General features: G+C 46.3%; 13 protein-coding genes and 2 rRNA genes (1 of these 15 cut by a window edge). 13 read left to right on the forward strand and 2 right to left on the reverse strand.

Translation table 11 applies throughout. The annotated features are described in order from the left end of the window. From MKY35_RS00055 to MKY35_RS00065, 3 genes are all read left to right on the forward strand, one after another. A 23S ribosomal RNA gene (locus MKY35_RS00055) occupies positions 1-1717 on the forward strand (it extends 1214 nt beyond the left edge of the window). A 151-nt stretch (positions 1718-1868) separates the two neighbouring features. Next, a 5S ribosomal RNA gene (gene rrf / locus MKY35_RS00060) occupies positions 1869-1985 on the forward strand. A gap of 234 nt (positions 1986-2219) precedes the next feature. Beyond that, complete coding sequence (locus MKY35_RS00065) at positions 2220-2639, forward strand: hypothetical protein (protein ID WP_013308104.1); 420 nt, start codon at positions 2220-2222, stop codon at positions 2637-2639. A 366-nt stretch (positions 2640-3005) separates the two neighbouring features. Here MKY35_RS00065 and MKY35_RS00070 read toward each other — a convergent pair whose 3' ends face one another. Next, positions 3006-3533: a hypothetical protein gene (locus MKY35_RS00070; RefSeq protein WP_029519392.1), complete on the reverse strand. Its 528-nt coding sequence runs from the start codon at positions 3531-3533 to the stop codon at positions 3006-3008. Positions 3534-3932: 399 nt separating this feature from the next. On the opposite strand from MKY35_RS00070, the gene MKY35_RS00075 reads away from it, so the two are divergent. The 10 genes from MKY35_RS00075 (at position 3933) to rsmI (ending at position 11864) form a co-directional block, all read left to right on the forward strand. Further along, the gene (locus MKY35_RS00075) at positions 3933-4118 is read left to right on the forward strand and encodes a sigma factor G inhibitor Gin (protein ID WP_023986422.1); all 186 of its coding nucleotides are present in this window, start codon (positions 3933-3935) and stop codon (positions 4116-4118) included. Positions 4119-4261: 143 nt separating this feature from the next. After that, on the forward strand, positions 4262-5845 hold the full coding sequence (locus MKY35_RS00080; RefSeq protein WP_342445266.1) for an amino acid decarboxylase: 1584 nt from the start codon (positions 4262-4264) through the stop codon (positions 5843-5845). 103 nt (positions 5846-5948) lie between these two features. Beyond that, entirely contained in the window at positions 5949-6596 is a 648-nt protein-coding gene (gene tmk / locus MKY35_RS00085) for a dTMP kinase (protein ID WP_209950309.1), read from the forward strand. Positions 6597-6670: 74 nt separating this feature from the next. Continuing rightward, a complete protein-coding gene (locus MKY35_RS00090; protein ID WP_007427998.1) occupies positions 6671-7000 on the forward strand; it encodes a cyclic-di-AMP receptor in 330 nt (109 codons plus the stop codon). A gap of 197 nt (positions 7001-7197) precedes the next feature. Then, on the forward strand, positions 7198-7641 hold the full coding sequence (locus tag MKY35_RS00095; RefSeq protein WP_013308108.1) for a YaaR family protein: 444 nt from the start codon (positions 7198-7200) through the stop codon (positions 7639-7641). A 161-nt stretch (positions 7642-7802) separates the two neighbouring features. Next, the gene (holB, locus tag MKY35_RS00100; protein ID WP_023986424.1) at positions 7803-8798 is read left to right on the forward strand and encodes a DNA polymerase III subunit delta'; all 996 of its coding nucleotides are present in this window, start codon (positions 7803-7805) and stop codon (positions 8796-8798) included. A gap of 138 nt (positions 8799-8936) precedes the next feature. Continuing rightward, positions 8937-9737, forward strand: coding sequence for a stage 0 sporulation family protein (locus MKY35_RS00105; protein ID WP_013308110.1), 801 nt, complete (start codon positions 8937-8939; stop codon positions 9735-9737). Between the two features lie 27 nt (positions 9738-9764). Further along, a complete protein-coding gene (yabA, locus tag MKY35_RS00110; RefSeq protein ID WP_025722558.1) occupies positions 9765-10139 on the forward strand; it encodes a DNA replication initiation control protein YabA in 375 nt (124 codons plus the stop codon). Positions 10140-10230: 91 nt separating this feature from the next. Beyond that, the gene (locus MKY35_RS00115; RefSeq protein WP_029519389.1) at positions 10231-10986 is read left to right on the forward strand and encodes a tRNA1(Val) (adenine(37)-N6)-methyltransferase; all 756 of its coding nucleotides are present in this window, start codon (positions 10231-10233) and stop codon (positions 10984-10986) included. After that, positions 10983-11864, forward strand: coding sequence for a 16S rRNA (cytidine(1402)-2'-O)-methyltransferase (gene rsmI / locus MKY35_RS00120; protein WP_342445267.1), 882 nt, complete (start codon positions 10983-10985; stop codon positions 11862-11864). Before MKY35_RS00115 ends, rsmI begins: the two co-directional genes overlap by 4 nt. A gap of 124 nt (positions 11865-11988) precedes the next feature. Here rsmI and MKY35_RS00125 read toward each other — a convergent pair whose 3' ends face one another. Beyond that, positions 11989-12243: an AbrB/MazE/SpoVT family DNA-binding domain-containing protein gene (locus MKY35_RS00125; RefSeq protein WP_007428005.1), complete on the reverse strand. Its 255-nt coding sequence runs from the start codon at positions 12241-12243 to the stop codon at positions 11989-11991. Positions 12244-12400: the final 157 nt, after the last annotated feature.

The raw sequence follows: 12400 nt of genomic DNA on the forward strand, positions 1-12400 counted from the left end.
TTGATGCAATGCATCAGGGGTAGGGGAGCGTTGAATGCGGGTTGAAGGTGTACCGTAAGGAGCGCTGGACTGCATTCAAGTGAGAATGCCGGTATGAGTAACGAAAAGATCTGTGAGAATCAGATCCGCCGAAAGCCTAAGGGTTCCTGAGGAAGGTTCGTCCGCTCAGGGTAAGTCGGGACCTAAGGCGAGGCCGATAGGCGTAGTCGAAGGACAACAGGTCGAAATTCCTGTACCACCGTAATCCGCTATGAGCAATGGGGTGACGCAGTAGGGTAGTGACGCGGACTGATGGATGTCCGTCTAAGCAGTGAGGCTGATGTGTAGGCAAATCCGCACATCGTTAAGGCTGGGCTGTGATGGGGAGCGAAAATTATAGTAGCGAAGGTCATGATCTCAGACTGCCAAGAAAAGCCTCTAGCCAGGAGAAGGTGCCCGTACCGCAAACCGACACAGGTAGGCGAGAAGAGAATTCTAAGGCGCGCGGAAGAACTCTCGTTAAGGAACTCGGCAAAATGACCCCGTAACTTCGGGAGAAGGGGTGCCTCGGTAGGGTGAATAGCCCGAGGGGGCCGCAGTGAAAAGGCCCAAGCGACTGTTTAGCAAAAACACAGGTCTGTGCGAAGCCGCAAGGCGAAGTATACGGGCTGACGCCTGCCCGGTGCTGGAAGGTTAAGGGGAGTGGTAAGCCCTTCGGGGCGAAGCTATGAACCGAAGCCCCAGTAAACGGCGGCCGTAACTATAACGGTCCTAAGGTAGCGAAATTCCTTGTCAGGTAAATTCTGACCCGCACGAATGGCGTAACGACTTGGGCGCTGTCTCAACGAGAGATCCGGTGAAATTTTAATACCTGTGAAGATGCAGGTTACCCGCGACAAGACGGAAAGACCCCATGGAGCTTTACTGCAGCTTGATATTGAATTTGGGTACGATCTGTACAGGATAGGTGGGAGCCGTAGAACTTTGAGCGCCAGCTTGAAGGGAGGCATCCTTGGGATACCACCCTGATCGTATCTAGGTTCTAACTTGGTACCGTAATCCGGTGCGAGGACAGTGTCAGGTGGGCAGTTTGACTGGGGCGGTCGCCTCCTAAAGAGTAACGGAGGCGCCCCAAGGTTCCCTCAGAATGGTTGGAAATCATTCGAAGAGTGCAAAGGCAGAAGGGAGCTTGACTGCGAGACCTACAAGTCGAGCAGGGACGAAAGTCGGGCTTAGTGATCCGGTGGTACCGCATGGAAGGGCCATCGCTCAACGGATAAAAGCTACCCTGGGGATAACAGGCTTATCTCCCCCAAGAGTCCACATCGACGGGGAGGTTTGGCACCTCGATGTCGGCTCATCGCATCCTGGGGCTGAAGTAGGTCCCAAGGGTTGGGCTGTTCGCCCATTAAAGCGGTACGCGAGCTGGGTTCAGAACGTCGTGAGACAGTTCGGTCCCTATCTGTCGTGGGCGTAGGAAATTTGAGAGGAGCTGTCCTTAGTACGAGAGGACCGGGATGGACGTACCGCTGGTGTACCAGTTGTTCCGCCAGGAGCACCGCTGGGTAGCTATGTACGGAAGGGATAAGCGCTGAAAGCATCTAAGCGTGAAGCCCCCCTCAAGATGAGATTTCCCAGTATGTAAGACCCCTTGAAGACGACGAGGTAGATAGGTTGGGGGTGGAAGTGCAGTAATGCATGGAGCTGACCAATACTAATCGGTCGAGGGCTTATCCTAAGATAAGACGCAAATGAGTTTCGGATCCAGTTTTCAGGGTGTAACCTTGAAAGTATGTACAAGTGACATACAATAAGCGCATGGCTATTCATTCACACGATAAGTGATGAAGCGAATAACCGTACGGAAGAATTTGCGTAGCAAATTCATGTTTGGTGGCGATAGCGGAGGGGTTCCACACGTACCCATCCCGAACACGACCGTTAAGCCCTCCAGCGCCGATGGTACTTGGACCGCAGGGTCCTGGGAGAGTAGGACGTCGCCAAGCAACAGGTAAAGAGGACCATGATCTCAATGAGATCATGGTCCTCTTTTGCATATACGTATATTTTAGAAATACCCTTACAAAAGGAAGGTAACATTTTTGTTACGGAATGTAAGAGTAAACCCTGTATAATATAGGTATTGAATCCCATACACACACGCTGCATTGTTGCAGAATTATGCAAACTCCATCATAGGATTTTTGTATAATCAATCAGGCTGGTAAGGAGGGAAGATCATGCGGCGAAATAAATGGCTTGCTCTATTGGTGCTATTCAGTGTCGCTGTCGCGATTCTTACCGGGTGCGTGGAAGAGGAGCCTTCTTGGACATCGTTTGAGGGTGCTGCCAACGAGAAGACGTTTCCGGTTCCCAAAGAAGCTAGTAAAACCGATCGGGCCAGCAGTAATTCGGACATGGACTATGTTCGCTATGCACTGCCAGCGTTGAAGGAAAGTGATAGTCTACCTGCTCCTTATCTAGAGGAGATTGCAGCTTGGGGGTGGACTGAGGAACCGAATCTATCCACCTCCAATCAGAAGGTGTTTCAGAAAAATAAACACATGGTGCATTTGTCTGTGCATGATGGTTCTTTTACTGTATTGGTTCCAAAAGACAGAAAGGCTGTTGTGAAGAGCAAAAGCGTGGATCTTAATTAGGAGTACGGTTTTCAACCGGTAAGCAGCATAGGACTTAATGTAGATCATATTTATAGTAAACTCATAGCGTATCGTATGCTGTGTATAATGATGAATGATGAGATTGGATGTGGGGAAGCACTCAGGACTGCCGTTGAGTAGGGAGTAGCTTCCTTTTATATATTTGCATGTTGAATAATTGCTCTACATTAATAACGAGGATAAAGGTGAGGAAAAGTTTACTTGATAAGAGAATAAAGCGATTATGGTTGTTAAGTCGCAAAAAAAGGAGTAACCGATTGAGGTTGCTCCTTTTTGCTTCAGTCTAGATCGTTGTAGGTAGTTCAGATCCGAAATTTTTATCTGTACGGATATGAGTGGTTAGATTTACTGTTGATAATATGAGGCATCTTCATCGGTAAACTTCAACATGCCGTCTTTTCTCTCGCCCGTAAGCCGACTGAGGATGTATAGACGCGGTGCAATAAGCCATAGATGCCAGAAGAGTAAGGATACCGTAAAGGCTGGTGGAGACCAGAGAATGAATACGCCTGATAAGCAGATACCGATCCAGAGGGTATGTATGTGCACACGACGAAAGATGCTATAGCCTATGTACTGGTCTGTCATATAGCCTAGCCATGGTAACTTACGGTGGAATGCCCAGCGTTTGCGGAAGGATGCTCCGCCACCGATGTATAGGACAGATCGTGAGATTACGAAGTGTACCCATAAGGTAAGGAAAAAGGCAAGAGCAAACAAAAACACGCTAGTCCAGGAAAAGGCAAGAAGCAGAAAGAGAAGCATAATAATAGGCAGTGAAATATGACTCCATACTAGTTGACGCGGTATACTGATTTTTTTAATGAGCTTGTAGTGATAGTAGGTAGCTTTGGTTCCGGTTTCCTCTGTCATGCGAACAGTCCTTTCATTAATCTACTGCATCACAAGTGGCTTCCCGTCCACAGCCGGAAAAAGGGACGGTACTTCGCTCATGCCGCTTTAAATAAGCATTTAATCGTTTTTGTAGAAATACAGAATGATCGACATCCAGTGTTAGCTAGCCTACTCTATAATTACTGGAAAAGCTATCACTGATGAAGTGTTCAAGGCTCCGATGAAAGGGTATCCATACATAAGAGCTTTTCTTATTATATCGGCATAGACGGCTGTTTTTTAAACATACGGGGTACAAACACCATAATGGCCCAGGAGGAATATATATAGAGTATATCGTCAAACTGAGCTATGAAAAGGTTTAAAATAGTAGAAAGTGCCCCATACTAATAGTAAAAGAAACAAGGTGGGATGGATATGCATGATCAAGGCGGCCACCGCTGTATTATATGCGGACAGCACAAGCATGAAGGCATTTTTATCGTTTCCGAGTTTATCTGTGATACGTGTGAAGCTGAAATGGTACACACGGATGCAACTGATGCCAAATATCATTTTTTTATTGATCAACTAAAGCAAATCTGGGTACAGAAAAATGCATAATATCCTTTGCTAATTAGTCTTTGAAGGATTGGCATTCAAGGTCTGTCGATACGGGCCTTTTTTTCTGTGAGTAAAAGTAGGATTCCGCTTGATTTTACGATAAAATAAGGTAGATATAAAGCTTTGTTTGGAAGGATTGCAGAATGATGGGGAAAAAGGCGGTACACGCACCATTAATGGAAGCCCTAATACGTTACCGGACTCAGGGCAATGCTTCTTTCCATGTGCCCGGTCATAAAAATGGACAAGTATATGAGCATGAAAATATTGCATCTCTGTTGCAAGAAGTGATGTCTATTGATGCGACAGAAATTACTGGACTGGATGATTTGCATCACCCAGAAGATGTGATTCGTGAAGGGCAAGAGCTGGCTGCAAAGTGTTTTGGTGCTGAAGAGAGCTTTTGGCTAATTGGAGGAAGCACCGTCGGTAATTTGGCTATGATTTTAACTGTATGTACGGAGCCGGGAGATCTACTGCTGGTACAGAGAAATGTACACAAATCTGTCCTGAACGGTCTCATGCTGTCAGGGGCTAATGCGGTATTCCTGGATCCGGAAATAGATACACTGAGCGGATTGGCGGTTACCCCAACGACGGATACAATAAAGGCTGCACTGAAGACATATCCTTCGGCTAAAGGGGTGTTACTTACACTACCTAATTACTATGGGATGGGGCATGACCTGAAGGCAACGGCTAAGGCCTGTCATGCAGCCCATGTGCCGCTATTGATAGATGAGGCCCACGGTGCCCATTATGGGCTGCATCCTCGTTTGCCAGCCTCTGCGATATCCTGTGGGGCTGATGTAGTCGTCCAATCGACACATAAAATGCTCCCAGCCATGACCATGGGGGCCATGTTACATGTGCAGGGAAAGAGAATTCATCGGGAACTACTTCGTCAGCGGTTGGCGATGGTGCAAAGCTCTAGCCCTTCTTATCCGTTAATGGCTTCATTGGATTTGGCAAGATGGTATATAGAGGCGCATGGAGCAGATGCTTTTACCATGGGCTTAGCGGCGGTAGATACTTTTAGAAAGGGCCTGGAGCAGCTCCCGCGCTTTCGCTTGTTAGAACCTACACAGCAGGCACTAGAGGGGGAATACGCTCACAGAGGAATCTCTGAGGTCCTAGAAAGGGCTGAGGAGGGAATAAGCAGATATTCAACCCAGGATCCTTTTAAATTGGTGCTGTATGATACATGGGGTATACTGGATGGATTTGAACTCAAGCACGAATTGGAGACTTACGGATGTGTTCCAGAGATGAGCGACGAGAAACATGTTGTTTTATTGTTTACGTTAGGCTCTACGGCTAAGGATGCGAGTCACCTGTTGCAGACTCTTGTGCATATAAATAATGATATAAGATTTAAGGAGACGGCTGGTGAGCCGGGGCCAACGGAAAAAGAGCAGCAAAGACTCGAATTAGATTTTTCCACGTGGAACAATGATAGAATGAAGGGATACTCTATTCCGGTGCCGTTTGGGCTTCGACCGATTAGCCCCGATCAGATGGAGACGGTGCCTGTAGAGGAATGCGCTGGCAGGGTAGCGGCCGAAATGATTATCCCGTATCCTCCAGGTATTCCACTGCTATATGCAGGAGAAACGATCACAGAAGCGATTGCACTGCGGATGGGTCGTCTACGTAAGCTGGGAGCCAAATGGCACGGGGTAGCAGATGAAAGTATGCTTACAATTCGGGTATTCCGATTACAATAAAGATTAGATACTAGAGACTTAACAAATACAGAAGACTGAATAAAAGAAGCATACGTAGCCTGTGGGTGACTTTTATTTTTCAGACAGGAAAGCAGGGAATAACATGAATCGCAAAGGCATTTTTATTACACTGGAGGGGGGAGACGGCTCCGGTAAAACAACTATGATTCAACGGCTGGCGAAGTTTATGGAGGAAGAAGGCTACCCAGTCATCACGACAAGGGAGCCGGGTGGCATCGAAATTTCCGAAAAGATTCGTTCTATCATTTTGGACCCTGCTCATACCAGTATGGATGCTCGAACAGAGGCACTTTTATACGCGGCGGCACGGCGTCAGCATTTGGTGGAGAAGGTAAAGCCGGCTATTGAACAGGGAGCTATCGTATTATGTGATCGTTTTGTGGATAGTAGCTTAGTCTATCAAGGATTTGCAAGAGGAATCGGAATTGAAGAGGTAGCTTCAATTAATCGCTTTGCGGTAGATGATTGGGAGCCGGATGCCACATTTTATCTAGATATTGAGCCCGAACTGGGATTGGCAAGAATTAGTGCATCACGAGGAGCAGAAATGGACCGCCTCGACATGGAGAGTATATCGTTTCACCATAAGGTGCGAGAGGCATATTTGGAGTTGGCTCGCAAATTTCCGGAGCGAATTACAATTGTTGATGCATCTCCGGCGCCAGAGCAGGTGGAGCAAGTATTGAAGGATTTGCTGAAAACACGGTTTGCTCAGAATTTTAGCATATAATTGTCGAAGGATATACGGTAAAATTGAGCTAGGGACAAGGTTGTCTCTAATATGACTTGAAGGAGGAATACAGGATGAAGCTGATTATTGCGATTGTACAGGATAAGGACAGTAATAGATTATCCAGCGGACTGGTGAAAGCTAATTTCCGTGCTACCAAATTGGCGAGCACAGGAGGATTTCTGCGTGCAGGTAATACGACATTTATGATCGGTGTTGATGACAATCAGGTGGACTCATTAATGAACGTCATTCGCAGCAGTTGCAAGGTTCGTGAACAGCTGGTCACACCCGTTACCCCTATGAGCGGGACGACGGACTCCTATTTACCGTTGCCTGTTGAAGTGCAGGTGGGTGGAGCGACGGTATTCGTGATGCCTGTAGACCGTTTCGAGCATTTCTGAATCTACACAATAGGGCCTATTCTGCCGATATGATAGGGGAATCGCCTGTATCTTCCTGCATGATGGGAATGAGGGCAGATACACTAAAACGGCAGCGCTATAGCGCAGTCCCCGGAAAGCCGAAGAAACCCTGAGGTCTAGGTTGAACTGTTCATGAAGGGGGAAAGTGGAAGCATCCGGGGAGAAAGCAGGTTTATATGAAAATAAATCCGGGCTATCGCCCTTTACAAAGTACATTGTCTACAAATGAAATGAGTGCAAAGCCAATTCAGCCCAAGAGCTTCTCCGACGTTATGCAGCAAAATGGTGAGCAGGCTTCGCAGGAGGAATTGAATCGGCGCTTTAAGGAAATACAAATGCAGGGAGATCGTCTTGCACGTTCAATGACGATTCGTGAGCTGAAGGCCTATAAGATGCTGGTTAAACGGTTTTTGGAAGATACCGTTCGGCGAGGCGTGTCCATGAAGGACACGAAGGGCTGGGATCGCCGGGGACGCAGCAAACGTTATAAGCTGATTGATGAAGTGGATGAGCTGTTGCTCAAAATGGCAGATGAACTGCTCGAAACCGAGCAAGGCAAGATTGAGCTTTTGCAAGGGGTCGGTGAGATCAGAGGATTGCTAATTAATCTCTCATTTTAATGCAGACTTATGTTATAAATGAATACAGACGGGCTATTGCCACGAAGAAATAATCTGCTTGCTGATCATGCTGGCAGATTATTTTTGACTATGTACATGCCTGGAAGAACAACGATTTGCCGATGGATCACAGTTGTTTTCAGTGGAGAAAGTGAGGAAATATGTCTTTTCAACATATAATGGGCCAGGATGTAGCCAAAAAAATGCTGCAAAGTGCACTACGGAATCATACGGTCAACCATGCCTATGTTTTTAGCGGGCCGCCGGGAAGCGGGCAGATGAACATGGCGCAGATCTTTGCTAAGGCTTTATTTTGTGAGCGACAGACAGATGATGCATGTGGGGAGTGTTTGTCATGCCGCAAGGTAGAGCACGGGAATCATCCAGATTTGCATATTGTAGAGCCGGATGGAGCTACGATTAAAATTGATCAGATTCGCGGGCTTCAACGTATATTTTCTTACAAATCTGAAAGCTCCAATCCGAAGGTATATATCATTCGACAGGCGGATACCATGACAGTGCAAGCTGCTAATAGCTTACTTAAATTTCTGGAGGAGCCCCAAATTCCAGTGGTCGGTATACTCATTTCTGAAAATGGACAGGCGTTGCTGCCTACGATTCAATCACGGACGCAGCAGGTTCCTTTCCACGCTTTACAGCCGGAGGTGATGATGCAGGCATTAATTGGGGAAGGCTATACGGCAGGGCTTGTCCGGTCGGTCGTTCATATTGCTTCAGGACTGGAATCATGTAGAGAAATTCTCCAGCAGAATTGGTTTGCAGAAATTAGAAACGTAGTGTTACAATTAGTGAAGGAGTCCATGAGTCGGGGGAGCTCGTCTATTATTCTGGCTCAACAGAAGATTTTTAAAACTGGACTTTCTGAACACCTGGATATTCTGTTTCATCTGTTTCATTTGTGGTTTAAGGATATGCTTCATTTCCGTTACGGAAGGCACGAAAGCATTGTTTTCATAGATCATTTGGAGTCCGTCTCCAAATTGGCAATCACCCGCAGCACGGAACAATGGGTCTCTTATATGGATTTGGCCGCGAATTGCAGGAAGAAGCTCCGTTTTCACGTCAACGGGCAGTTATGCGTGGAGCAGCTTCTGATTGGGTTGTCCGATACAAGCGGTTCTATCACCGGCTAACAGGAAGGCGCGCTTGTTCCACTCTGCACAATCCGCGACGCCAGGTTCCCGGTTTGTGCGACAGTGAGACTTCAATTGCGGCCATTCGTACAATGTCGGCTTCAAATGAGGTTTAGTGGCATACAAGGGGGTTAATTTTTGTATAGTGTAGTGGGTGTCCGTTTCAAGAAGGCGGGCAAGACTTATTATTTTGATCCGCTGGATCTTCCAGTGGAGAAAGAAAACTGTGTCATTGTAGAGACCGCGCGCGGTATTGAATATGGCAAGGTTGTAGTGGGCAAAAAAGAGGTAAATGATTCGGATGTTGTCCTGCCCTTAAAAAAAGTCATTCGTATTGCTGGGGATGATGACGCTCTTGTGGTAGAAGAGAATAAATTAGCGGCCAAGGATGCATTCGGCACGTGTTTAAATAAAATTAAAGACCATGGCCTTAAAATGAAGTTGGTAGATGTAGAATTTACATTTGACCGCAATAAGATCATTTTTTATTTTACGGCAGAGGGTCGAGTAGATTTTCGAGAGCTTGTAAAGGACTTGGCCAGTATTTTTCGTACACGGATCGAGCTGCGGCAGATCGGCGTACGGGATGAGGCTAAAATGCTTGGCGGAATTGGACCTTGTGGACGTATTCTGTGTTGCTCCTCATGGCTGGGGGATTTTGAGCCGGTATCTATTAAGATGGCGAAGGATCAGAGTTTGTCGCTGAATCCGACGAAGATTTCCGGGTTGTGCGGGAGATTGATGTGCTGTCTCAAGTTTGAACATGATAACTACGAAAGTATGCGAGAAGAGCTACCTCAGGTGGGTAAGATGGTTATCACCTCTTTGGGGGAAGGTAAAGTCGTAGGTGTGAATGCAGGTCATCGCACGGTGCATGTTCAACTGTTTGAGATCAGTAAGGTCAAGGAACTTCCAATGGACGATGTAGTCGTCAAGTAAACCATTAGGTTGCTTCGGGGTGGAAACTTGGATAAATTAAATGTTTTTGCGCGTATTCACGAAATGGAAACCCAAATGGGACAGTTGCATAGCGATCTGGGTGAATTGAAACTGGCAGTAAAAGAGCTGCTGGAGGAAAATCAACGACTAACGATTGAAAACGAACAGGTGCGCAAGATGCTCAAACGTGAAACCTCTGGAGAAGAAAAGACGGCAAACAAGCCGAAGCTTCCTCCTCCGATCGTCATTAAGGATGAAGGGCAAACGGGTGAGGTCGTGGGCGAAGGCTACGACAATCTAGCAAGGCTGTATCATGAAGGATTTCATATATGCAACGTGTATTACGGACATTTGCGAACGGAAGGCGATTGCCTCTTCTGTCTGTCATTTTTGAATAAATAAAAACAAGCCGTAGGAGCAAGATGCCTACGGCTTTTTTTGTAGGGAAGTATGAGTGAAAAGCGACTTTGGTTATAAAAGATGGGAGAGCACTATGGAGGAAAAAGAAAAGAAGTCTGAACGAATTGATGATCTGCTTTCACATAATTTGCGCATTATCCAGAGTGATGAAGTATTCAGCTTCTCGATGGATGCGGTCTTGCTGGCACGTTTTGCTGGTATTCCGCAGCGTGGAAAGATTCTGGATCTGTGTACAGGCAATGGGGTTGTCCCCCTGCTGCTAACGACACGAACAAAAGCGTCTATTGAAGGAATTGAGATTCAACCACGCTTGGCAGATATGGCTAGACGCAGTGTCAGCTTGAATGGATTAGAAGCAGCAATTCAGATTCGGGAAGGGGACCTGCGTGAGCTGGTTCACATCACGGGACATGGTGTTTATGATGCGATTACCGTGAATCCCCCCTATATGCCGCTAAATGGTAGCGATATCAAGCTGAATCCTCACCAGGCAATTGCCCGTCATGAAGTGAACTGCACACTGGAAGAAGTCATTCAGGCATCCACCCGGCTTGTCCGTAATGGGGGAAAAGTATCCATGGTTCATCGCCCGCAGCGGCTGGGCGAGATTATAACCTTGATGCGTAAACATAGTTTGGAACCCAAACGAATACGTTTTGTTCACCCACGAGTTCATATGGAAGCCAATATGGTACTGGTTGAAGCATTACGTGATGGTAAACCGGAGGTTCGTTTGTTGCCTCCGCTCATTGTATATCAGGAAAATGGGAATTATACTCAGGAGATAAGAGATATCTATGGAGAAGTAAGCAAGGGGGATTCTGTGTGAAAGCAGCTGTACAAAAAAGCTTTAGTAACAGCGAAGAAGAGTGGGGAAAGTTGTATCTTGTTGCAACACCCATTGGGAATCTGGAAGATATGACCTTTAGGGCAATTAACACCTTAAAGTCGTGTAGTATTATCGCTGCCGAAGATACGCGGCAGACACGTAAACTGCTCACTCATTTCGAAATCACACCGGATATGCTCTTTAGTTATCATGAACATAATAAGGTTGCCAGTGGGCCTGAACTGATACGTTACATAATAGAAGGGAAAAATTTGGCGCTGGTTAGCGATGCAGGTCTACCGGCCATTTCTGACCCTGGTTCGGATCTGGTCAAGCTGGCACTGGAAGCGGGAATTAGCGTCATCCCCATCCCAGGAGCGAATGCGGCACTATCTGCTTTAATTGCCTCAGGACTGGATACAGAAAGGTTCACCTTCGCTGGTTTTCCACCACGGGAGAAAAAGGACCTGGAGAAGCTGTTGCTATCGTTTCAGGTATCTCACGGCACAATTATTTTTTATGAATCGCCTCATCGTATTATGAAGACATTGATGGTGTTGAAGGAAACATTAGGTTCACGCAAAGTGGTGCTTGCGCGTGAGCTGACCAAGCTGCATGAGGAATGGGTACGAGGAACCGTGGAGCAATGCCTTGCTAAACTAGAGGAAAATCCACCGATTGGTGAATATTGTCTAGTGGTTGAAGGAAAAGACGAAGAGGAAGAAGAACAGGAACGTCAGGCATGGTGGCAGTCCTTATCTTTGGAGTCCCACGTCGCACATTACGAGCAAGAGGGACTTACACGCAAGGACGCAATGAAGCGTACAGCCACAGATCGTGCAATCTCCAAGAGAGATGTCTACAACGCACTCTTATGAATATCTGCCTAAACAAAAAAGGGCCTTCCAACGGTTGGGTTCAAACCGTGGAAGGCAACAAGGAGTGTATATGAAAAAGGTTAGAATTAACAATATCTGATAAGTCTATTATATACTAAAATTCTCAGTTTGTCACAGGTGTTGGGATTTCAGAAATGCAATCTTGGCAAACAATTTTCCCTTTGAAGTAAATTACGTTCTCAGCATTACCGCAGAAGATACAAGCAGGCTCGTATTTTTTAAGCATGATGCGTTCGCCATCAACATAAATTTCCAACGCGTCTTTTTCCCCGATTCCCAGGGTACGGCGCAATTCGATTGGAATAACAACACGTCCGAGCTCGTCGACTTTTCTTACAATACCAGTGGATTTCATCATAATAAATCAGGCTCCTCTCGCCGTTTAAAATAATATAAGTGTCATGATTCGACAAAATTTTCTCTTTTCTGATATTTACTATACCAACGATTCCCAAAACAGTCAACCTAAAAAATGTAGTAACAGTCTGATTATGCAAAAGTATTTAGATTAAAGA

This window comes from Paenibacillus sp. FSL L8-0638 (genome assembly GCF_038593075.1).
In the GTDB taxonomy this organism is placed as follows: Bacteria; Bacillota; Bacilli; order Paenibacillales; family Paenibacillaceae; genus Paenibacillus; species Paenibacillus polymyxa_D.